This window comes from Clostridium sp. UBA7339, from assembly GCF_002470865.1.
In the GTDB taxonomy this organism is placed as follows: Bacteria; Bacillota; Clostridia; order Clostridiales; family Clostridiaceae; genus Clostridium_J; species Clostridium_J sulfidigenes.
On the sequence record NZ_DKPI01000003.1, the window covers coordinates 12,867 to 34,767 of the forward strand.

The following is a 21,901-nucleotide window of genomic DNA, read 5'->3' on the forward strand; positions in this document are numbered from 1 at the left end:
GTAAAATTATATAGAGATTACATCAGCATGCATAAGAATTGGCATAACATAGCTATTAAGAACATTAAACAAAAGATTTTTTATAGTTTAATTTGGAGAAAATTTTTTGAACTTAAATTGGAAGTGTAAGTATGAATATATCAGTAATAATGGAGGGAGTGTGTAAATCAATTATAGGTATAGAGTTTGTATATAGATAATATAAATAATTATAAGAATAAATTTAAAATTAGAAAGGTGAAATATGAATGATGAATTAATAAAGCATAAGTTAGAAATACATGAGAAAAGAATTAATAATCATAGTGAACGTATTGATGAACTTGAAAGAGGAAGAGCTGCTACAGATGTTAAGATGGATAATCTCTGTGAAAAGCTTGAAGCACAGACAAAGAGTATAAATTGGTTAATAGGACTCATGGCTACAAGTTTGCTAGGGTTCTTTTTTTATGCAATTCAAACTAATTTATTTAAATAGGAAGGAGAGATAATTATGGAGTTTATTAATTACATTACAGAAAATGCTTTAATTTTAATACCAGTACTTTATATTATAGGTATGATTTTAAAAGGAATTGAGAGAATAAAAGATAAATATATACCATTAATACTATTACCTATAGGTATAGGTCTAGCTATAGCACTTATGGGCTTTGGTATAAATGCTATAATTCAAGGTGTTCTAGTAGTAGGTGTTAGTGTTTATACAAATCAACTTATAAAACAAATTAATAAGTAGTTTACAGAGTGGGAGCAATCTCACTCTTTTATATTTAAGGAGGAATTGATTATGAAATTAAGAGGTATAGACGTATCACATCACCAAGGGACTATTGATTGGGATAAGGTTAAAAGTCAGATAGATTATACAATCTTTAGTGTAGGATATGGTGATAACATAATAAGCCAGGATGACAAGCAATTCCATAGAAATGCTAAGGAATGTACAAGACTTGGAATACCATTTGGAGTTTATATTTATTCTTATGCAGCATCAATAGCTCAAGCTAAGTCTGAGGCAGATCATGTATTAAGATTATTAAAAGGTTATAAATTAGATTATCCAGTTTATTATGATTTAGAAGATGCAGGGACTACAGGGAAATGCTCTAATAAATTTATAGCAGATATTGCAGAGGTATTTTGTAATACTATAGAAAAAGCTGGTTATTGGGCAGGTATTTATGCAAATACATACTGGTTTAATAATAAGCTAACAGATAACAGGTTTAATAAATGGGTTAAGTGGGTGGCTCAATATAATACAACTTGTACCTATAAAGGTAAACATGATATGTGGCAATATGCTAGTGATGGAAGAGTAAATGGCATTAGTGGTAATGTAGATATGAACTATTGCTATGTTGATTATCCTGGACTAATTAATTCTAAAGATAACATAGATAAACCAGAAAAACCAAAACTTAATACAGATAGTAAAGAGGAAAATAAAATGGATTATATTATACAATATTCAAATGCAACAGACCAGGCAATAGCTGAGGTAATAGCTGATAGGATTAACTGTCCAACAATAAACTGTTTAAGACCATATGCACATTATGGACAATATAAAACAGTTATTGCAGTAGGAGAGGCTAAGAATAAGAGTGGTTATACAAATGTACTTATCCAGGGTAAGAATAAAGAGGAAACATTAGATAAGGCTATAGATTATTGTAAGAAGTTAGGTAAATAATATTTAAGGCTAGTAGGGAGTAAAATATTTATTAGTCTTATTATAAACACATAATTGAAAAGGGAACAAATGTTTGATAAAATGTATTTATAGGGGGTTATAAAATGTTGACTAAAAAGCAAAGGATAGTTCTTAATGCCATAAATGAATATGTACAAAGGGAGAGTATTTCACCAACAGTTAGAGAGTTATGTGATATTGTAGGTATAACATCTACATCTACAGTTCATGCACATTTAAATAAGCTTGAAGAAAAGGGATATATAACAAGAAAAAGAGAATCTCCAAGGAGTATAAGAGTAGTAAAAGAATACAACATATAGACTTTTAATAGGATTGTATTTTATACGAGTAAAGATTAGGTTAATTATACTGAGACCTAGTCTTTTAAATATGAAATATAGATGTTAAGTTTATATGTGGTTTTTAAAAGAAACTACATTAGATGTTTATAAGTAGTACAAAGAAATGACTAAATGAATGTTAACTGACTTTATAATTTATATAGGAAACTATTTAACTATTTAAATAGTTGTTTTATTAATGCAGGTTTGAAGGAATTCAGATTATAGGTGATGTGAGTAAAGGGGGTATATAAAGGTGCAATTTGAAAGATTTTAACAAATATGATATAATGGTAAAGAATGAAATATATAAGAAAGGTTAAAGCGGTAAGAACAGCAAATAATTTTAATAGATACACGGAATTAATAGGGAAATTAAACAATTTAGAAGTAAGAATATGGTATAATAAACGTGATAAAAACATTATTAATGAAATAGATAAATCATTATCAATAAAAGAACAAGCAAAGCAAGCTCACTTTTTAAGAAATAAGTATAGAGCACAAGCTAGAAAGCTAATGGCAGATAGAATGTTGGCAGAAAAATTAAGTATTAATAATACTAATCTACCTTTTGAGTATTATGAAAATAAATATTTAAATCAAGGATATAATGACAATGAACTCTATGAAAAGATAATAGCAGCATCTACAAGGACAAATAAAATGGTAAACGTAGCATTAGGAATTGGTTAGTGATTCTAAAAGTGCTACTATCATATTTTCAAGATAAATTTTTAAATTAGCTAAATTAAAAATGTTTTAATTATAAAATATATTTATATAATTTACCAAAAGTGAAATTAAGGGCAGTAGACTGAAGAAAGTCTTACTAGCCTTATTTTTATTTCATTTAAATTGAGTATAAAATTGTTTATGGAAATAATAGAAAATTTAGAAAAAAATGTTGACCAAGCGGTGGGAGTTAGGTACCATAATATTGTAATAATAATTTTAAATGGAGGGTTACAAAATGGAGCAACAATATTTATATACTGATAGGCTTTTACTGCGTAAGTTTACAATAGATGACCATGAGGATTTATATGAATATTTATCTAATTCCAAAGTTGTAAAATATGAACCTTATGATACATATACATAATTTATCTTTAAAAATAATGTATTATTTTCACGTTGACATTGATATATATAGCTTATAGAGAAAATATAGGAGATGAAAAAATGAAAAAAGTATTGTTGATTATAATGTGTTTAGGTGTTGTCGTTACTTCCATGGTAGGATGCAATAAGTCTATTAAAAACTCTAACAAAGATGAAAGCAATGGAACTCAAATTGAGGAACCAGTAGAAGATAATAATGTAAACATAGATATAAGAGATACTGCAATACAAGTTCAAAGTTCACAAGTAGAAAGTGGAGAATTAGAAGGAGAAAAAGTATTTGCAGTAGGAGTTGTATCTTCAATAGATTCTTTAGGGGAGAATATAGACAAAACTAATTTCATAATCACACAAAATGAAGGAGAAGAGGCCAAGTCTTATGTAGTTACATGGGAATTAGGAAAACTTAATTTTAAAAGTTTAAAAATATCAGACGGAGATGTAGTTAGGATTTATGGGGTATTAAAAGGGGAAAATGAAAAAGGTATGCCAATAATTAAATCTTCTCTCATAGATTTGGCAATGTAGTGTATGCAAAATAGCAAGAAATTAATTCTTGCTATTTTTATTTTTATAAAGAAAATAGATATTAATAGTAAGCATATGTTGTTACTAATTGTTAATAAGTAAATAATTTGTTAATGTACTTTTTCCTTTTAATGAAGATATTTATATATATGAAATATAGGTTCAATTTTCAGAAAATTTCATTGGGATCAGAATGACGATTCTCAATGGAGATAAAGAATAAAGTTAATTTTTATTGAAGGAAAATAGGATTAGAAATTCATTGTTGTAAAAATATTACTTTAAAAAGAGATGATGCTATGAAAAGTGAAGATAAATTAAGATAAATTAAGATAATGTGCCATGAAAACGTTTTAAATAGTGGGAAGTTGAAGAAAACTAAGGTAAGTGACAATTGATGAAACTGACTGGTCGGTATAAAATTGAGAGATATTAATGAAAGGGAGATGGACATGAACTATGGCAAAGATATCTAAGAAGATAGCTGAGAGTAGAGTTATAATTTTAGTTTTAGCATTTTTATTACTTATTCCATCTGTATTGGGGTTTATTAAGACTAAAATTAATTACGATATACTAAGCTATTTACCAGATGATTTAGAAACTGTAAGAGCAGAAGAGATTCTAAAAAGAGATTTTGATTGTGGATCACTTAGTATGCTGATAGTAGAAGGTATGGAAGATAAGGATGTAGCAAAAATAAAGGAAAAGGTGGAAAAAATTCAAGGAGTACAAAAGGTATTATGGATAAATGATGTTTTGGATTCACCAATTCCTAAGGATATACTTCCTAGTAGCATACAAGATGTGTTTTATGCTAAGGATTCAACTATGATGGTAATAATGCTAGAGGAAGGTAGTGCTAATATTATTACACAAAGTGCTGTAGAAGATATAAGAAAGGTTGCTGGAGAACAAAGCTTTCTAAGTGGGATGGCTGGAATAGTTAAAGATACTAAGGACTTATCAGATAAGGAAACTCCATTTTATGTATTAATAGCAGTAGTATTATCTTTAATAGTTCTAGCACTGACTATGGATTCAGTGGTAATACCAGTTATATTCTTAGGGAGTATAGGAATTGCAGTAATTTATAATATGGGAAGTAATATTATTTTTGGAGAGATATCCTATATAACTAAGGCTCTGTCAGCAATATTGCAACTTGGAGTAACTATGGATTATTCAATTTTTTTACTTCACAGATATGATGAAGAAAGAGAAGTTCAAAAGGACAAAGTAATAGCTATGGCAAATGCTATAGCAAATACAATGACTTCTGTAGCAGGAAGTTCATTAACTACAATAGCTGGATTTTTAGCTCTTTGTACAATGGACTTAGCTCTTGGTAAAGATATAGGGCTAGTTATGGCTAAAGGAGTATTACTTGGAGTTATATGTACAGTAACTGTTTTACCTGCTTTAATTCTTACATTTGATAGGGTTATTCATAAATACAGACATAAAACTTTACTACCAACCTTTGAGAAGACTTCTGAATTTGTGGTAAAACACCATAAAGCCTGTGTACTAATAGGAATATTAGTATTTATTCCTGCATTTATAGGTAAGGTTAATGCTAAAGTATATTACAATTTAGATGAGTCCCTTCCAAAGGATTTACCATCTATCGTGGGAACCAATAAGTTGAAGAATGACTACGGAATGACATCTACAAACATGATTTTAATTAAAGATAGCCTTGATAACTATAAAGTTAAAGCCATGGCTGATGAACTAGAACAGGTAGATGGGGTATCCTCAGTAATTGCTCTAGAGAAAATATTAGGACCAAGGGTACCAGAGAGCTTTATACCAAAAGATTTATTAGAAAAGATAAGATCAGGAGGCTATGAGCTTTTTGTAGTAAACTCAGAATATAAGGCAGCAACTGATGAGGTAAAGGAACAACTTGTAAAAATAAACGACATAGTAAAAAAATATGATTCTGATGGATTAGTAAGTGGAGAAGCTCCATTGACTAATGACTTAATCAAAATTTCAGATATAGACTTTAAAAATGTTAGTATTGCATCTATAGTAGCTATATTTATAATTATAGCACTAGTATTTATGTCATTAAGTTTGCCGATAATTTTAGTTATTGCTATTGAGCTTGCTATATTTATAAATTTAGGTATTCCTTTCTATACAGGTAGTGTAATTCCTTTCATAGCGTCAATAGTGATAGGAACAATACAATTAGGTGCTACAGTGGATTATGCTATATTATTAACCTCTAGATTTAAAGAAGAACTTGAAATGTCATCAAACAAAATGGATGCTATGAGAATAGCTGTTCAAAGCTCATCTAGATCAATTATTACTAGCGCTTTGACATTCTTTGGGGCTACAGCTGGAGTTGGTATTATATCTAAACTGGAAATGGTAAGTTCTCTATGTACATTAATGGCTAGAGGAGCAATTATAAGTATGTTTGTAATTTTATTTGTATTACCAGGAATTCTGCTAATTAGTGAGAAAGTAATAATAAAAACAAGTAAAGGTTTTATAAAAAATGTTGAGGAGGCTGCATAAAAATGAAAAGAAAAGCATTATCTAAGAGAGTTATAGTGTTAGCTACAGTAGCAGCTATGATGACTTCTACAGTGGCAATGGCACAAGAAATAAATAAGGATGAAACAGTATATGTAATTTTAGATAGTAATGGAAAACCAGAACAAAAGATAGTATCCACTTGGATAAATGGTGAAGAAAATCTAGGAGAATTTAAGGACAAGTGTAATTTAGATAATATAAAAAATGTTAAGGGTGAAGAAACTCCAACTATAAGTGGAGAGGAACTAACTTGGAAGGTAGATGGAAAAGATCTTTATTATGAAGGAGAAAGTAAGAGAGAATTACCTTTATCAGTTAGTCTAAACTATGAGATTAATGGAAAAAAAGTAGAGCCTAAGGAAGCTTTAGGACAATCAGGTAATTTTAAAATAACTTTAACAGTAAAAAATAATGAATCACGAACAGTTAAAATCAATGGAGAAAATAGAACTTTGTATGTTCCTTTTGTCACAGTTTCAGAAATTATGTTATCTAATGATAAATTTAAGGACGTAAAGGTGGATAATGGTAAACTTATTCAAGATGGAAATAATTCATCAATTACCTTTGTTTCTGCACCAGGATTAAAAGAGTCTTTAAATTTAGGAAGTATATTAGATATTAAAGATACTTTAGTAATAGAAGGAACAACTACAAACTTTAGTGTGCCAGCTATTATGATGGTTGCAACTACAGAAGCGCTAGATTTAGAAAATATTAGTGATGATGATAGTTTAGATAGTTTGAAAGATTCCCTTGTTCAACTTCAAAATGGTGGGGATGAATTGTTAGAAGGTTCTAAAAAGTTAGTAGATGGTCAAGGGCAGTTAAGTTCCAACTATGCTAAATTTAATGATGGAGTAGGAACTTTAAAAAATGGAGTTGCTGATTTAAGTAATGGAATAGACAGCTTATCTAATAATACTCCTACTTTAAAAGCTGGAGCTGATAAGCTACAAAATGGACTTTCACAATTAAAAGATGCTCAAGGACAATTTTCTAAAGGAATAGAAACTTATAAAGACAACGCTTCTAAATTATTTACAGCCTATAATTCCATAGATAAAGGGATAAATTCATGTTTAACTGGTTCAACAAAGCTAAAAGAAGGATTAGCTGCAGGTAATGAAGGTTTAACTAATCTAAATAATTCTACAGCAAATTTAGATACAATAGCAGCTCAATTAGATGCAATGAGTGCTTCAGTTGCAAAGGTTAATCCTGAATTAGCAAATAATATTGCAAAGGCAAGTGGTGGAATTAAAGCTGTATCTCAGGGACAAAAGGATGGCATAGGAAAACTACAACAAGGAATGAAAGGTGCTTCTATTGGTGCAGGTGACCTTGAAGAAGGATTAAATGGATTATCTAAGGGGTCAAATGAGTTTAAAAATAAAGGGCAACTTTTATTACAAGGTACTAACACTTTAAAGGAAAGTTCAGCAAAACTTAATGGAGCTTCAACAGAGTTGTATAATGGAAGTACAGCACTATCTCAAGGAATTGGTTCTTTAGTAAATGGTACTAATAAGTTAAGAGCTGGAGGTTCATCATTATTAAATGGAAGTAATGAACTATATGATAATTCAGGGAAATTATTAAAAGGTATAAATCAATTAAAAGAAGGAAACACAGAACTTTATAAGGGTGTTGTTAAATTAAAAGAAGAAGGCTTAGATAAGTTAAATGAAAAAGGTAATACTGCTATAAAGGATATACAAGGGGTAGTTGAAGCTAAGGACGAGCTTGTAAAACTTTCTAAGGAATATGGTGCTTTTTCAGGTATGAATAATTCTATGAATGGAAAAGTTAAATTTGTTATGAGAACAGAGGAAGTTAAAGCAGAGGCAGATAATAAGGGAGATAAAGAGAAGGTAGTAGTAAAAGAAGAAGTTAAAGAGGAAAAAGGTTTCTTTAAAAGTTTATTAGATATATTTAAAAAATAGATTTATGTATAGTAATATTAAAAACAAGAGAGGTTCTTAAGAACCTCCCTTATATTTATATTTAAAATATATTATCAGTGTTAACTAATAGTATGTATTTTAAATGAAAGATTATTAAGAAAAATTCTAATAATAATGTAGAAAAACTTAGAATAATTTCATAAATGTAGGTAAAAATACTACCGAAGGAGGAGTATTTATGGATATTGTAAGTTTTTTATTATATTTTACATTTAATTTCTTTTTCTATGGATTTGTAGGGTGGATAATTGAGAATTTGTTTTGCTATTGTATTAGAGGTCACTTTCAAAAGGATGGCTTTCTAAGTGGACCATTTAAACCTATGTATGCCATAGCTATGAGCATTTTAGTAGTAATAGAATCTACTTTTACAATTAATGTTTATTATTTAATACCATTATGTTTTATAATTCCAACTACTGTGGAATATTTAACGGGAATAATAATGAGAAATCATTTTAACAAAAATTACTGGGACTATACTGATCTTAAGTATAATTTTAAGGGAATTATATGTTTAGAGTTTTCTATAGCTTGGACTTTATTAAGCTTTATTGGAGTAAAGTATTTGCAGGTAGTGATAAATCAAGCATATGAAATAATTTATCCAATATGGCCAATTTGTTCTACGATTTTACTAATAATTTTACTTATTGATGAGATTATTACTTTTAGAGAGTTTAGAGAAAAGGGAAAAATTATCCAAAATTAAATTAAGACATAGTAGTAGAATAAGGTCTATATTTATAAAGTATTATATAAACAGGTAGTTAGTATAACTGCCTGTTTATTTTTCAATAAGTCCTAATAATAGTTTGTTTAATCTATAAGACAAAAGTATAAGTACAAACAAAATTATAATATATCTATAAATATATAGACAAAAACTTGAATATATCATATTATTATATTATAGAATAATTGAATAATATTTGATTAAGGGAGGTATTATAGTGGAAAAGATGGATAGATTTATTGATGATGAAGGTAGAATAAAAATATGGCCAAAGAAGAAAGAAGTAAAAATTGAGATTCTGAAATATTTAGCTACTAAGTTTAAGTATGACTGTTTATATAATGAGAAGGAAGTTAATGATATTATTAAAAAATGGCATACTTTTGAAGATTATTTTTTGCTGCGTAGAAGTTTAATAGATTATAAATTTTTATGTAGAAAAAAGGATGGATCAGAATATTGGAGAAATAGTGAGGAAACCCATGAATAATAAAATAGATATAAAAAAAAGTAATATAAAGAGTGTTGATACAGAAAATAAAGATATTAAAAACAGTGGAGTTTTAGAAGTAAAATCTAATGAAATATTCTGGAATTCAACCATGGAAGAGCTTAAAAAGGGATATATTCAAGAAGGAGATATTATTAAATGTTTAATTTGTAGTAAAACATTCCAAAATGGAAAAGTATATAGAATAGATGAAGAATTTTATGAATCATGGAAAGCAGCAGAGCTTCATATTCAGAATGCTCATAATTCCATGTTGGAATATCTACTAAATATGAATGGAATTTTTACTGGGGTTACAGATGCACAGAGGGAAGTATTAAAGCTTTTTGCAGAAGGTATATCAGATAAAGAAATAGCCAGTAGATTAGGAGTTGCCACTTCTACTATAAGAAACCATCGATATAAGTTAAGGGAAAAAGAAAAGCAGGCAAAGCTATATTTAGCAATGATGGAATTATTAAATGAAAGTACTAATAAGAAGATAAACAAATTAGAAGAGGGAATTATTTGTGATGCTCATAAGACTGCTACTACTTTAGATGATAGATTTAATATAACTACTGAAGAAAAGCTTCAAGTTATACAAAATTATATTAATGAAGATGGTAGTTTGAAAAGATATCCATCTAAGGAAAAGAAAAAGATTATAGTTTTAGAGCAAATAACAAGAAATTTTACTATAGGAAAAACTTATCCAGAGAAAGAAATAAATAGAATATTGGCTAGGATATATGAAGACTATGCCACTTTAAGAAGAGCATTAATTGAATATGGATTTTTAAGCAGATCTAATGATTGTAAAAAATATTGGGTGAAAGAATAAAATACTATAAGTGTGAATACTTTAAATTAAATTGAAGGAAAAATAGTATTTATATAGAATATACATTATTATTAGATTACAGTATAAACTTAAATAGAAGTAGATTTTAATTAGTAATTTATAGAAAGGAAATGGTATAGAAAATTTATATAAATTTATCTATACTGGGTGACAATATGAAAATAGAATTAGATGATAAAAATATACTTTATGTATTAGACAGTATTCATGGTAAATATATAAGCACAAAGTTATATTTTAAGGAGCATACCAATGAAATAGATAAAATAGGTATGACTACTCCTGAAGAATTAAAAGACTTATATAATAATTTACTTGAACAAGTACATGCTCAAGGAGAGTACAAATTTCTAGAAAAAATAAAGTAATGGAAGGTAGAGTTTCTATTGCATGGAAATAAGGTCATATACAAAGAATAAACTTTGTATATGACCTTATTTTACTTCAGGTAGGTGATTCCAATATCTGGTGGGCATACTTCTACGTGTTAATTTAAGATTTTCTCGTTCCTTTATATTTATAGCATTGTAGAATTCTTTCCAAAGGCTTTCAAAATTATCATTGAGAGAGGAAGTTTCTAGATATTCACCATTAGCTTTAGAAAAAGATGAGATAATACCGTCTTTTTTATTATATATTAAAGCAAGCTCTCTCTTTATATCATGAATTATAAAATTTTGGTCAGAAAATCTTTCTATAAAATGAGTCTGAATAAGGGGAAGAATATTATGATCAGGCTCTATAACTGAGTAAAAGGTAAAGGGAGCTATTTCTTTAAATCTAACAAATCCAGTAAATCTATGAGCTTCTAAAGAGACTCTTCTGCAATATTTATCTACAGTTAAGATAATGTCATTATTTTTAGCTAAATTAATGCTATCTCCAAATTTGTAACAAAGTTTAATGTATTTAAATATTAAATCCTCAGAAGAGGGGAGAGCACTTAAATATAAATAGTATATATTTTTAAGTGTTAAGTAGCTAAGGTTATCTTTTATACTAGAATATACTCTATTAAATTTGTCTTCTTCAGTAGTTATTTCTTCTGTTGTTGTAATTAAGCTAGGAACATATGAGGAAGACTTGGTAATTTTCACTTCCTCTTTATAACTATAGGCATAGAAAATTGTAGTTAAAAGTCCCTCAAAGGAACCATCGTATAAAAATTCTTTCATGTTGTAACACCACCTATAACTTTATTATATTTATAGTTCTCCAGTTATATAGGAACCTCTATCCTCTAGAAGTAAAGTTTTATCTAAGGAGTTTATATCATCTTGGGAGGATGAGGATAATATAAGTTTATTATATTCATTACCTAAAATTGGTATAGAACTGTTATTATAGTTAAAGCCAAGAAAGCTTAATTGTTCATACCTTTCATTTTCAATATAGTTTAAGTCAATTTTAGGTTTTAGCACAGATCTTACTTTTTCTTCATCTAAATCCACAGAACCGTAATACTTACCCTTACATATTATAAAGTATTGAGCTCGTTTTAAAACAACTCCTAATTTTTTTAAATCCTGAAAGGTGAGAAAACCAATTCTTCGAGCACTAATTATCTTTTTAGCGCCTCGAATACCTATACCAGGTATTCGAATTAATAGTTCATAGGAAGCTGTATTAATTTCTAAAGGAAAGATATGAAGATTATTTAGAGCCCAATTAGTTTTAGGATCAAAATTTATATCAAAATTTGGATTTTGTTTATTAAGAAGTTCTTCAGCTTTAAAACCATATACCCGTAGTAACCAATCTCCTTGATAAAGTCTATGCTCTCTAAGGGTAGGTGGGGTTTTGAAATTGGGTAAATTTTTACCATTATTCACTGGAATGTAGGCTGAATAATAGACCCTTTTTAGTAAGAAGTTGTTATATAGATTTTCTGTAAGATTTAAAATATCTAAATCATCTTCTTTAGTTGCACCTACGATTAATTGAGTGCTTTGTCCACCAGGTACAAATAAAGGAGCTTTTTTAGACAGCTTTCTCTCTCCATTACTTATAATTATGTTATTTTTTATGGATTTCATAGGGGTAAATATATCCTGTTTATTTTTTTCAGGGGCTAGAAGTTTTAGGGAATTATTAGATGGAAGTTCAATATTAACACTCATTCTATCTACATATTGGCCAGCTTCTTTTATTAGATCTTCATCAGCTCCTGGAATAGCTTTAAGATGAATATATCCACGAAAGTTAAAATGATTTCTTAGCCTTTTTACAACTGATGTTAATAGTTCCATAGTGTAATTAGGATTTTTAATTACTGCTGAGCTTAAAAATAATCCTTCAATATAGTTTCTTCTATAAAAGTTCATAGTTAAGTTTATCACTTCATCTACGGTAAAGGCAGCTCTTTCTACATCATTAGTCCGCCTATTAATACAATAGGCACAATCGTATATGCAGTAATTAGTTAATAAAATTTTTAAAAGAGATATACATCTTCCATCTGGAGTAAAGGAGTGACATATACCACTAGGAGCAGAAGAACCTAAAGCACCTTTGATTCCTCGACGATTAGAACCTGATGAGGAGCATGATACATCATATTTTGCTGCCCCACTTAATATCCTAAGCTTTTTACTAATCTCCATTTAAACTCACCTTCTACAATAAAATAGATAATCCATATAAGAATTATAACAGAACATTTGTTCGAGGTCAACAAAATAAAATTTATTTTTTGTAATATAGTGTGACTTATTTGAAGCATCATACATAACATAAAATATAGCAAGAATTATGGAGTTATTAAATGAACAATTGTAAAGATAACTATAATTGTAAGGATAAATGTGATTGCAATGACAATTGCAACGATGATTGTAAATATGATTGCAATTATGAGTGCGATTGTGATTGTGATTGTGATTCCACTGACGGTGGAGTAGGTGGAGTTGTTGATGCGAAGGAAGTTAGATGTCAAAGAAAGGAAGATAGACTACTAATATTAATATTAATACTTCTTTATTGTCAAAATGTATATACAAACTCTCAATACTATAGATGTATTAATAGTCAAATGCTAAATTACATGATGTGCTCAAATCGTCAGTTAATGTGTACAATTTTATGTATGTCTCAGAACTTAGTAGATAGCATAGTAGATTGTTGTGCTAATCAAAGAAATCGTAAATAAGAGCAGAGTAATCTGCTCTTTTACAATTGGTTAAAAATATATGAAGTGTGATAAAATAAAGTATATATTTAAGAAATAAGGTGATGAGATGGATATGTATGAAGATATAATATATGGAGAGCTAATAGAGTGGAAAAGAGAAATGATGAGGAAACCTACTATTGGAAATAAGCTTTCTAAAAATATACAAGATAAAATGAACGGATTTATTCCAGAAAAATTTCATGTTATGGTTACAGAAGTTATAAAAAATATGGTTAAAGTAGTTATTTTAGGGTCTGAATATACTACATTGGAACCTATAACATATATGTCAATAATAGAAAGAGAAATGTTAGTAAAGGAAAAGATTCAATTATATAGAAAGGTAGCAACAGTAAGTGGAGCTAGCACAGGATTTGGTGGTTTTTTTATAGGGCTAGCTGATTTTCCTATTTTGCTAAGTATAAAAATTAAGCTGTTATATGAGATTGCTAGTATATACGGTTATGACACAAAAGATTATAGAGAAAGATTACATCTTCTTTACATATTTCAAATTGCTTTCTGTAGTGATAAAAGAAGAATAGAAGTATTTCACATATTAAATAATTGGAAATCCTATTCAGATAAGTTGCCTTTGGATAAAGAAAACTTTGATTGGAGGATCTTTCAACAGGAGTATAGGGATTATATAGATTTAGCTAAGTTTTTTCAGCTTGTACCAGTTATAGGAGGAGCAGTAGGAGCTGTAGCTAATTATAAGTTAGTAGAAAAGCTAGGTGATACTGCTATGAATGGATATAGATTAAGGTATTTTCATTAGAGCAGCAAAATTTACAATTCTAATTTCAATAAAATATCTTAAGAGAACACCTCTTAAATATTATATTGTTGTAGCATAGTTTAAGTTAAAGAAAAAAAAGTCGGAATGTGAAGTTTAATCTACATCCCAACTTATTTTAAAACTCCCGCTATGATCTCCTTCAACTTGTATTTTATATTTCCCATCATGAGGTATGACTATAGTTTGAATTAAAGAATTATCTATGTTTTCAGTTTTATATAATGTGTGATCATCCTCATCAATTAGCAATATAGCCAAGTTTCCACTTTCATTTTCAACCTTTATATTAAGAGTTAACTGGTCATCCATGTCTAACTTAAGAATTTTATATTTATAACCCTTAAAGCTTTTGTAGGTCATTTCTATAGAACTATCTGAAGAGTGTTCCTTAGCTTTACTAGTTTTGTAGTTGCCATCAGTGGTTGAACATTTGTTGAGTAGCACAATAGTAATTAATATACATAGGAGTAGTAGGAGTTTAGTTTTTTTAGCCATAAATAACCTCCACATACACATCTAATATATTATATAAAAATAATAAAGAATTATGCCTAAATTATCTATAAATTATATTTTTAAATTTTAAGAGAGCTATTTACTAAAAGTACATAATATACTTTAAAAGAAACATATGTACTATATATTATCTATATAAATCATAGTATATGTAGACAAGATAATATATAATTTAATATGAATACAAACTTATATTCATATTAAATGTTAATAAAACGGAGGTTTTTAATGATTAATGAAAAAAAAGAAATAACTAAAAATGGAAATAAAAAGAAAAACAACTTTTTATCTGGGCTTATGTTTTTAGTAGTTTGTGGAGCTATTGGAGCTGGTATAGGGTTTTTATCTGCAAGTTATTTTAAAAGTTTTATGGATACCTATATCAAAAGTGATAATTTTCTTTTGGAATTACTTAAATACTATGGACTTATACTAATATTTTTCTTAGGGTATATAGTTCATATTATTATTCATGAAGCAGGACATCTTTTATTTGGATTTATGACAGGATATTCTTTTGTATCCTTTAGGATAGGATCTTTAACTATAATTAAAGACAAAGATAAAATGAGTTATAAAAAGTTTGGTATACCAGGCACAGCAGGGCAGTGTCTTATGATGCCTCCAGAAATAAAGGATGGAAGATATCCCTTCATAATGTATAACTATGGCGGAGGAATAATGAATTTAATAGTAGCAGGAGTGGGTATATTACTAGTTGTTTTAATAGAAGGAATTCCTGTTTTGATTTCAACAATACTAATATTAATTAGTGGAGCAGGTATATTTGCAGCCCTTACTAACATAATTCCATTAAAGGTTGGAGGAATTTCTAATGATGGGTATAATGTTATATCTATGTTGAAAGATGTAGATGCAAGAAGAGGGTTTTATTTACAACTTAGGGTTAATGGACTACAATCACAAGGAATGCGAATTAAAGATATGGAATTGGAAAAATTTAAGTTGAATGAAGGAAGTAACTTAGTGAATCCACTTAATTCTTCACTTAAACTTATGGAGTACAATTGGTATTTGGATAATATGGATTTTACAAGGGCAAGAAGGTGTATTGAAGATTTTACACCATGGATTAATAAGATAATCCCATTGTATAGAAATGAAATAAATTGCGAAAAAATATTTTTAGAACTCATAGGTGATTGCAATAAGGAGTTTATTGATAGCATATATGATAAAAATCTTAAAAAATATATAAAAGCTTCTAAATTTATGATAGGAAAAAAGAGAATAATGATGGCTTATGAAACTTTCTATAATAATAATAATGAAAAAGCATTAGGTTATTATGAGGAGGCCATAAAGTTATCTGAGAAGTATCCAGTTAAAGGGGATGCAGAAATGGAGTTAATGTTAGTAAATTGGATTAAGGAGATGAAGAATATTTAATCCAAGACTACCAGTTCAAGTGGAGTTGAAAGCTATGTCTATATAAGATGTAGCTTTTTCTGTTGTATTTATAGAAAAAGAATAAAATTGGAGATAAAAGTTATAATATTTAGAAAATAATGCAGTTACATTTACAACGTAATGTGATAAAATATACAATATAGATATGAAACTTTTTCTAAGGCTATTAATAAAAAGAGGGGGATACTTATGGCTTTAAAGAGGAATGTGGAAGTAACCTGTCCAAATTGTTTGATAAAAAGCAACATTAAGTTATGGAATAGTATTAATGTAACTATAGATGAAGGAATAAAAGAGAAAGTATTAGATAATGACTTTTTTAAATTTAAATGTCCTATATGTGGACAGGTATCAACCTTTGAATATGATTGTTTGTATCATGATATGAATAAAAGAGAGATGATATATTTAATAACAAATTATAGTAGAGATAACGATGAATTAGCTAAAGAGCTAGAAGCATTATCAGATGAAATCTTGCCTCAATTTGGTAATGATTATAAACTTAGAATTGTAACTAGTAACTATGATTTAATAGAAAAAATTAAAATTTTAGACTGTAATTTAGATGATAGAGTTATGGAAATATATAAATTATATTATATTACTAATTTAGTAGACACTAATTTGGATTTTTGTACTAAGAAGATATATTTTGATTATGATATTATTAAAGATAGTATGATTTTTATACTTATAGATGAAAAAGGGGAAACACCATTGTACAATATAGATATGAAAATATATAATTTTATAAGAGATAAATACTTAAATAATATAGAGAAAAAGGTATACAAGGGTTTTCAAGTTATTGATGAACAGTGGGCAATTGGGATTAATGAATATAATAATTAATGATTTAGTATAATTAAGGCGGTATAAATACCGCCTTTTTATTATTAATTCTTCAAAGATATTTAAAAAATGTGGAAAATTATAATGAAAAACATTCAGATATTCATAAATCTTATAAAATTATTTTTAGTAATTTTATCTATGGATATTTTTACAAAAATCCTGAAATCCAGTAATATTCTTATTTTTGGTTTGGTTAATAAATCCATTATGGATAATGGTTACCTTTGGAGGATAATGTATCATTCATTAGAAATTATCAACCATTATAAATTTTAAATTTATATGTTATAAATATAGGACAAGGTGGTTAGACGTAAAAGTACATTAACTACTAGAAAAGTGGACAAGTTATTAAGTCCAAATATAGGAGGAATGGAAATGAAATCGAGAACATTATCAATATTAACATTATTATTAGTAGGAAGTACATTCGTAGGCGGAGTACAAGCTGAAGCTGCTGTAAAGACTAAAAATCAAGTGAAAACTGTGAGTTATAGAACTATAAGTAACAATCAATATGGCAATGTAGATTATACTAAATTTATGAGTGGAAACTTTACAACTGACTTTGAAGCTATGAAAAAAATTATAATAAATCAAAATAATTGTACTACTGTACCAAGTGCACCGTCAAAAGACCAAGTAAAGGAACCAGTAGTGGAACAACCAACAACAGAACCAACTACCAAGCCAACGACACAACCATCAACAGGACAGGATACGTCAACTAAAACTCCTGTTACTGAAGCACCTGTTGTGCCTGAAACACCAGTAGTACCAGAGGCACCAGTTGTTAATGAGAAGTTTATGGCTCAAGTTGAACAAGCTATATTTAATAAAGTAAACGAAGAGAGAGCTAAAGCTGGAGTAGCACCTTTAACTTATAACAAAACTATGGAAAAATATGCTAGAATTAAATCTCAAGATATGGGAGATAAAAATTATTTTAGTCACCAAGACTTAAGTGGAAATCTTATAACAACTAAAATGAAGGCTGATGGAGTTTCATATAGAGCTTGGGGAGAAAATATAGCATATATAGGGGGAGTATCTGACCCAACTGCATTAGCTAATCAATTTATGACTAACTGGATGAATTCAGAAGGTCATAGAAAAAATATACTATCAACTAATTTTGAAAGTATAGGTGTAGGTGTATATAAAGCTGGTAATAGAGTTTATGCAACTCAAGAGTTCTATAAATAATAACAGATAAATTTTAAAAATCAAATATACATTTTCCCATAAAATTAAAAAATGTCCCTTATTGCAGATAATAAAGCTGCAATGAGGGATATTTTTATTAACTTTAATTTTACTAGTTTTTATTTCTTGTAGTAGTAAATTCAGTATATTTCTCTATGAAGATTAATATATTTTACTATATAAATTATTAATTTAGGAGGAAGATATGTCTAGAGGTAGGGGTAAGGAAGATAAAAAGACAGCTAAGAATGCTGGCAAGGATAAGAAGGGTGACAAGAAAGTTAAGAATAAGAATGAGTTAAAGAAGAAAAAATGAACATAGTATTTTAAATCTATAAAAAAGTATAAGGGCTATCTCAAAGTTGAGATAGTCTCTTTGTTTACTATAAAAAATAATTAAATTAATAAAAGTATTTAAATCCATACTATAACACATAATAAATGTATATTAATTAATGTAAAAGGAAGGGATTTTATGGAAGGAAAAAAATGTGTTAAAGTAATACCTCTGGGTGGATTAGGTGAAATCGGTAAAAATATTACTGCCATTGAATATGATAAAGACATTGTAGTTATAGATTGTGGAATAGCATTTCCAGATGAAGAAATGTATGGGGTTGACTTAATCATACCTGATATAACTTATTTAATGGATAATAAAGAAAGAGTAAAAGCTTTTGTTCTTACTCATGGACATGAAGATCACATTGGTTCATTACCTTATATTTTAAAACAACTAAATATTCCGGTTTACGGAACTAGATTAACATTAGGTATATTAGGTAATAAACTAAAGGAACATTTTTTAGAAAATGAATATACCCTTAAAACTGTGGAAGCTGGAGAAACTATAGAATTTGAAGATATTAAAGTTGAATTCATAAGAAATACCCATAGCATAGCTGATTCTTGTTCCTTAGCTATACACACTCCTATTGGGAACATAGTCCATACTGGAGATTTTAAAATTGATTATACACCTATAGATGGTTTAGTTATGGATTTAGAAAGAATATCTGAATTGGGAAAAGAAGGGGTATTGCTTTTAATGGCAGATAGTACTAATGTAGAAAGACAAGGTCATAGTTTATCAGAAAAGTCTATAGGACAGACCTTAAATAGAATTTTTTCTACAGCTACTGGAAGAGTGATAGTTGCAACCTTTGCCTCCAATATACATAGAATGCAACAAATAGCTGATGCTTCAGTTAAGTACAAAAGAAAAATTGCCTTTAGTGGTAGAAGTATGGAAAATATATCTACTGTAGCTATGGAGTTAGGTTATTTACATATTCCAGAAGGAACTATGATAAATGTAGATGACATAAGAAATTACAGAAATGAAGAAGTAACTATAATAACTACAGGTAGCCAAGGAGAGCCTATGGCAGGCCTTGCGAGAATAGCATTTTCAAATCATAGAAAGATTCAATTAGAGCCTGATGATCTTTTTATTATATCAGCATCTCCTATACCTGGGAATGATAAGCTTATATCTAAAGTTATCAATGAACTTTATAAAAAAGGCGCAGATGTTATCTATGAAGCTTTAGAAGATATCCATGTATCTGGGCATGCTTGTCAAGAAGAGTTAAAATTAATACATTCATTAGCTCATCCAAAGTATTTTATGCCTGTTCATGGAGAATATAGGCATTTAAAACATCACAAAGATCTGGCTAAAAGTTTAGGTATGGAAGATAAGAATATATTTATAATGAATACTGGAGATATACTTCAGCTTTCTGAGGATGAAGCAAGAATATCTGGTAGGGTTCATACTGGAAGGGTACTTGTAGATGGTATAGGAGTAGGTGATGTAGGCAACATAGTACTAAGAGACAGAAGGTATTTAGGTCAAGATGGTATGGTTGTTGTAGTTGTAACTATAGAGAAGGAAAGTTATAGTATATTAGCAGGACCAGATATTATAACTAGAGGTTTTGTTTATGCCAAGGAAGCAGAAGATATGATCAATAAAATTAGAGATATAGCAAGAGAAGAAATTGAAAATTCTTTAGCAAATAATCAGATAGAATGGTATGTATTAAAGACTAATGTAAAAAGATCCATAGAGAGATTCTTATATGATGAAACTAAAAGACGACCAACTATATTCCCAATAATTATGGAAGTATAATATACTAATGTTTAAATAACGTGCTACAGATAATAGTTCTCTGTGGCATGTTATTTATTTTATAATAGCTATTAGTAATATTTAAATCCTAATTTAATAAATTTATACTATACAAATTTATTAAATTAGGAGGGGTATTATGGAAGAAAGAGTTATAAGTGTGAAAGGAAAGGGTAAAGCATCAATACCACCAGATACAATAGAAATTAATATGATATTAACTACGTTAAAACCTACCTATGAAGAAGCTATGAATGCTGCTAGTAGAGACTTGGATGAATTGAGGTTATGCTTAAGGAGTGCAGGTTTTGATAAAAAAGATATAAAGACTACTAATTTTAGAGTGGACACTAAGTATGAAAATATTTCTGATGCAAATGGAAATTATAGGAGAGTTTTTGTAGGATATGAAGTTACCAATAACTTAAGAATTGAATTTGAGCAAAATGCCATGATGTTAACTAGAGTCCTTAATGCTCTTGCAGGTTGCAAAGCAACACCTGAGTTTTCTATAAGGTATAGGGTTAAAGATGATACAGAAGTTAAGAATTTACTTTTGGAAAGGGCTGTAGAGGATGCAAGATCAAAGGCTAAAGTAATGGCAGAGGCTACAGGGGTAAGATTAGGAAAGGTACTAAGTATAGATTATAGTGGGAGTGATATTCAATTATATAGGGATATTTATAGTATGAATAAGAATCTAATTTCTACAGGAGGAGCTCCAAACATTGATTTGCAGCCTGATGATATAGATGTAGAAGATACAGTGACTGTAGTTTGGAGGATGGAAAGTTAATTTATTATGGTATTATAAGAGTAGTTAAGCCTTAGAAATAAGGCTTTTTTTATAAAATCATTGAAAAGTATATGGAGTTATTGATACAATTATTTACATATAAGATAAAAGGGGGTAAGTGGATGAAGGGTTTTTTTAGAAAAAAGTCAGTTATCATTTTTATTATAGTAATTCTTGTAATAATAGCTGCTGTATTTGGGGTAAATTATCTAATGGATAGAAAGTCAGGAAAGTTAACAGCTAAAGAAAATCAACAGGAAATAAAATCAATTAATGAAGAGATATCAAAAGAAGATTCTAAGGAATTGAAGCCAGCAGATTATTATCCAGAAGCAGATGTTTATGATATAATGCATAGAATGGCTAATACTAAGATAATTGCAGAGAATAATAAAATTTGGGGAGAATTATCCATGGAAAAAGAAGAAATTCAAAATTTAAAAAGTATTGTAGAAAAGATAGATTATGAGGATAGAGAAAAACTGTTAGATATTTTAAATAGATGGGAAAAAGGAGATTTCTCTCAGGCAGATAAGGATCATAATTATGTATGGGAAAAGTTAGGTGGAACTATAGGACGAGCTGTAGGTATAAAAGCTGATTAAAAGGTATAGAATTTTTATTCTATACCGTTTAATATTTTTTCACTAATATGGCTAGAATACAA

General features: G+C 28.5%; 24 protein-coding genes. 21 read left to right on the forward strand and 3 right to left on the reverse strand.

The genetic code is table 11. The features are described 5' to 3' along the window. Positions 1 to 244: 244 nt before the first annotated feature. The 13 genes from B2S02_RS00325 (at position 245) to B2S02_RS00385 (ending at position 10,681) form a co-directional block, all read left to right on the forward strand. Positions 245 to 478, forward strand: coding sequence for a hemolysin XhlA family protein (locus B2S02_RS00325; protein ID WP_346920111.1), 234 nt, complete (start codon positions 245 to 247; stop codon positions 476 to 478). 15 nt (positions 479 to 493) lie between these two features. Then, positions 494 to 739, forward strand: a complete 246-nt coding sequence (locus B2S02_RS00330; protein ID WP_346920112.1) for a phage holin family protein — start codon at positions 494 to 496, stop codon at positions 737 to 739. 51 nt (positions 740 to 790) lie between these two features. Continuing rightward, positions 791 to 1,699: a glycoside hydrolase family 25 protein gene (locus tag B2S02_RS00335; protein WP_346920113.1), complete on the forward strand. Its 909-nt coding sequence runs from the start codon at positions 791 to 793 to the stop codon at positions 1,697 to 1,699. Between the two features lie 104 nt (positions 1,700 to 1,803). Continuing rightward, on the forward strand, positions 1,804 to 2,022 hold the full coding sequence (locus B2S02_RS00340; protein ID WP_346847990.1) for a LexA family protein: 219 nt from the start codon (positions 1,804 to 1,806) through the stop codon (positions 2,020 to 2,022). Between the two features lie 321 nt (positions 2,023 to 2,343). Further along, positions 2,344 to 2,739, forward strand: a complete 396-nt coding sequence (locus tag B2S02_RS00345) for a hypothetical protein (protein ID WP_346847991.1) — start codon at positions 2,344 to 2,346, stop codon at positions 2,737 to 2,739. A 277-nt stretch (positions 2,740 to 3,016) separates the two neighbouring features. After that, on the forward strand, positions 3,017 to 3,148 hold the full coding sequence (locus B2S02_RS00350; protein ID WP_198028539.1) for a GNAT family N-acetyltransferase: 132 nt from the start codon (positions 3,017 to 3,019) through the stop codon (positions 3,146 to 3,148). An 80-nt stretch (positions 3,149 to 3,228) separates the two neighbouring features. Further along, positions 3,229 to 3,696 carry a hypothetical protein gene (locus B2S02_RS00355; RefSeq protein ID WP_346920114.1) on the forward strand — a complete coding sequence of 156 codons (468 nt, stop codon included), beginning with the start codon at positions 3,229 to 3,231 and terminating at the stop codon, positions 3,694 to 3,696. Positions 3,697 to 4,155: 459 nt separating this feature from the next. Next, a complete protein-coding gene (locus B2S02_RS00360; protein ID WP_346847993.1) occupies positions 4,156 to 6,234 on the forward strand; it encodes an efflux RND transporter permease subunit in 2,079 nt (692 codons plus the stop codon). Between the two features lie 2 nt (positions 6,235 to 6,236). After that, complete coding sequence (locus tag B2S02_RS00365) at positions 6,237 to 8,201, forward strand: hypothetical protein (protein WP_346920115.1); 1,965 nt, start codon at positions 6,237 to 6,239, stop codon at positions 8,199 to 8,201. A gap of 199 nt (positions 8,202 to 8,400) precedes the next feature. After that, positions 8,401 to 8,934, forward strand: a complete 534-nt coding sequence (locus B2S02_RS00370; RefSeq protein ID WP_346847995.1) for a putative ABC transporter permease — start codon at positions 8,401 to 8,403, stop codon at positions 8,932 to 8,934. A 250-nt stretch (positions 8,935 to 9,184) separates the two neighbouring features. Next, the gene (locus B2S02_RS00375; RefSeq protein WP_242844065.1) at positions 9,185 to 9,448 is read left to right on the forward strand and encodes a DUF2087 domain-containing protein; all 264 of its coding nucleotides are present in this window, start codon (positions 9,185 to 9,187) and stop codon (positions 9,446 to 9,448) included. 112 nt (positions 9,449 to 9,560) lie between these two features. Beyond that, positions 9,561 to 10,292, forward strand: coding sequence for a DUF2087 domain-containing protein (locus tag B2S02_RS00380; RefSeq protein ID WP_346920276.1), 732 nt, complete (start codon positions 9,561 to 9,563; stop codon positions 10,290 to 10,292). A gap of 176 nt (positions 10,293 to 10,468) precedes the next feature. Then, entirely contained in the window at positions 10,469 to 10,681 is a 213-nt protein-coding gene (locus B2S02_RS00385; protein ID WP_150843745.1) for a hypothetical protein, read from the forward strand. A gap of 66 nt (positions 10,682 to 10,747) precedes the next feature. Here B2S02_RS00385 and B2S02_RS00390 read toward each other — a convergent pair whose 3' ends face one another. Beyond that, the gene (locus B2S02_RS00390) at positions 10,748 to 11,488 is read right to left on the reverse strand and encodes a TIGR03915 family putative DNA repair protein (protein WP_346847996.1); all 741 of its coding nucleotides are present in this window, start codon (positions 11,486 to 11,488) and stop codon (positions 10,748 to 10,750) included. A gap of 30 nt (positions 11,489 to 11,518) precedes the next feature. Continuing rightward, a complete protein-coding gene (locus B2S02_RS00395; protein WP_346847997.1) occupies positions 11,519 to 12,916 on the reverse strand; it encodes a putative DNA modification/repair radical SAM protein in 1,398 nt (465 codons plus the stop codon). 161 nt (positions 12,917 to 13,077) lie between these two features. Here B2S02_RS00395 and B2S02_RS00400 point away from each other — a divergent pair, with 161 nt between their 5' ends. Then, positions 13,078 to 13,461 (forward strand): hypothetical protein, encoded by a 384-nt coding sequence (locus B2S02_RS00400; protein ID WP_346847998.1) that lies wholly within the window; start codon positions 13,078 to 13,080, stop codon positions 13,459 to 13,461. Between the two features lie 88 nt (positions 13,462 to 13,549). Further along, entirely contained in the window at positions 13,550 to 14,266 is a 717-nt protein-coding gene (locus B2S02_RS00405; RefSeq protein WP_346847999.1) for an EcsC family protein, read from the forward strand. 114 nt (positions 14,267 to 14,380) lie between these two features. Here the strand turns inward: B2S02_RS00405 and B2S02_RS00410 are convergent, their stop codons facing one another. Next, positions 14,381 to 14,782 carry a hypothetical protein gene (locus tag B2S02_RS00410; RefSeq protein ID WP_346848000.1) on the reverse strand — a complete coding sequence of 134 codons (402 nt, stop codon included), beginning with the start codon at positions 14,780 to 14,782 and terminating at the stop codon, positions 14,381 to 14,383. Between the two features lie 249 nt (positions 14,783 to 15,031). Between B2S02_RS00410 and B2S02_RS00415 the strand changes: the two genes are divergently transcribed. From B2S02_RS00415 to B2S02_RS00440, 6 genes are all read left to right on the forward strand, one after another. Further along, complete coding sequence (locus tag B2S02_RS00415; RefSeq protein WP_346878763.1) at positions 15,032 to 16,213, forward strand: site-2 protease family protein; 1,182 nt, start codon at positions 15,032 to 15,034, stop codon at positions 16,211 to 16,213. 210 nt (positions 16,214 to 16,423) lie between these two features. Then, positions 16,424 to 17,089, forward strand: coding sequence for a CpXC domain-containing protein (locus B2S02_RS00420; RefSeq protein WP_346878764.1), 666 nt, complete (start codon positions 16,424 to 16,426; stop codon positions 17,087 to 17,089). Positions 17,090 to 17,470: 381 nt separating this feature from the next. Further along, positions 17,471 to 18,298, forward strand: coding sequence for a CAP domain-containing protein (locus tag B2S02_RS00425; protein WP_346878765.1), 828 nt, complete (start codon positions 17,471 to 17,473; stop codon positions 18,296 to 18,298). A gap of 475 nt (positions 18,299 to 18,773) precedes the next feature. After that, a complete protein-coding gene (locus B2S02_RS00430) occupies positions 18,774 to 20,438 on the forward strand; it encodes a ribonuclease J (protein WP_346878766.1) in 1,665 nt (554 codons plus the stop codon). A gap of 139 nt (positions 20,439 to 20,577) precedes the next feature. Then, positions 20,578 to 21,234, forward strand: a complete 657-nt coding sequence (locus tag B2S02_RS00435) for an SIMPL domain-containing protein (protein WP_346920116.1) — start codon at positions 20,578 to 20,580, stop codon at positions 21,232 to 21,234. Positions 21,235 to 21,356: 122 nt separating this feature from the next. After that, on the forward strand, positions 21,357 to 21,839 hold the full coding sequence (locus tag B2S02_RS00440; RefSeq protein WP_346848006.1) for a DUF6241 domain-containing protein: 483 nt from the start codon (positions 21,357 to 21,359) through the stop codon (positions 21,837 to 21,839). Positions 21,840 to 21,901: the final 62 nt, after the last annotated feature.

Excerpts from the sequence above, each read along its gene's own strand:
- B2S02_RS00325 (WP_346920111.1), top strand. The coding sequence starts at position 245 with ATGAATGATGAATTAATAAAGCATAAGTTAGAAATACATGAGAAAAGA.
- B2S02_RS00330 (WP_346920112.1), top strand. The coding sequence starts at position 494 with ATGGAGTTTATTAATTACATTACAGAAAATGCTTTAATTTTAATACCA.
- B2S02_RS00335 (WP_346920113.1), top strand. The coding sequence starts at position 791 with ATGAAATTAAGAGGTATAGACGTATCACATCACCAAGGGACTATTGAT.
- B2S02_RS00340 (WP_346847990.1), top strand. The coding sequence starts at position 1,804 with ATGTTGACTAAAAAGCAAAGGATAGTTCTTAATGCCATAAATGAATAT.
- B2S02_RS00345 (WP_346847991.1), top strand. The coding sequence starts at position 2,344 with ATGAAATATATAAGAAAGGTTAAAGCGGTAAGAACAGCAAATAATTTT.
- B2S02_RS00350 (WP_198028539.1), top strand. The coding sequence starts at position 3,017 with ATGGAGCAACAATATTTATATACTGATAGGCTTTTACTGCGTAAGTTT.
- B2S02_RS00355 (WP_346920114.1), top strand. The coding sequence starts at position 3,229 with ATGAAAAAAGTATTGTTGATTATAATGTGTTTAGGTGTTGTCGTTACT.
- B2S02_RS00360 (WP_346847993.1), top strand. The coding sequence starts at position 4,156 with ATGGCAAAGATATCTAAGAAGATAGCTGAGAGTAGAGTTATAATTTTA.
- B2S02_RS00365 (WP_346920115.1), top strand. The coding sequence starts at position 6,237 with ATGAAAAGAAAAGCATTATCTAAGAGAGTTATAGTGTTAGCTACAGTA.
- B2S02_RS00370 (WP_346847995.1), top strand. The coding sequence starts at position 8,401 with ATGGATATTGTAAGTTTTTTATTATATTTTACATTTAATTTCTTTTTC.
- B2S02_RS00375 (WP_242844065.1), top strand. The coding sequence starts at position 9,185 with ATGGATAGATTTATTGATGATGAAGGTAGAATAAAAATATGGCCAAAG.
- B2S02_RS00380 (WP_346920276.1), top strand. The coding sequence starts at position 9,561 with ATGGAAGAGCTTAAAAAGGGATATATTCAAGAAGGAGATATTATTAAA.
- B2S02_RS00385 (WP_150843745.1), top strand. The coding sequence starts at position 10,469 with ATGAAAATAGAATTAGATGATAAAAATATACTTTATGTATTAGACAGT.
- B2S02_RS00390 (WP_346847996.1), bottom strand. The coding sequence starts at position 11,488 with ATGAAAGAATTTTTATACGATGGTTCCTTTGAGGGACTTTTAACTACA.
- B2S02_RS00395 (WP_346847997.1), bottom strand. The coding sequence starts at position 12,916 with ATGGAGATTAGTAAAAAGCTTAGGATATTAAGTGGGGCAGCAAAATAT.
- B2S02_RS00400 (WP_346847998.1), top strand. The coding sequence starts at position 13,078 with ATGAACAATTGTAAAGATAACTATAATTGTAAGGATAAATGTGATTGC.
- B2S02_RS00405 (WP_346847999.1), top strand. The coding sequence starts at position 13,550 with ATGGATATGTATGAAGATATAATATATGGAGAGCTAATAGAGTGGAAA.
- B2S02_RS00410 (WP_346848000.1), bottom strand. The coding sequence starts at position 14,782 with ATGGCTAAAAAAACTAAACTCCTACTACTCCTATGTATATTAATTACT.
- B2S02_RS00415 (WP_346878763.1), top strand. The coding sequence starts at position 15,032 with ATGATTAATGAAAAAAAAGAAATAACTAAAAATGGAAATAAAAAGAAA.
- B2S02_RS00420 (WP_346878764.1), top strand. The coding sequence starts at position 16,424 with ATGGCTTTAAAGAGGAATGTGGAAGTAACCTGTCCAAATTGTTTGATA.
- B2S02_RS00425 (WP_346878765.1), top strand. The coding sequence starts at position 17,471 with ATGAAATCGAGAACATTATCAATATTAACATTATTATTAGTAGGAAGT.
- B2S02_RS00430 (WP_346878766.1), top strand. The coding sequence starts at position 18,774 with ATGGAAGGAAAAAAATGTGTTAAAGTAATACCTCTGGGTGGATTAGGT.
- B2S02_RS00435 (WP_346920116.1), top strand. The coding sequence starts at position 20,578 with ATGGAAGAAAGAGTTATAAGTGTGAAAGGAAAGGGTAAAGCATCAATA.
- B2S02_RS00440 (WP_346848006.1), top strand. The coding sequence starts at position 21,357 with ATGAAGGGTTTTTTTAGAAAAAAGTCAGTTATCATTTTTATTATAGTA.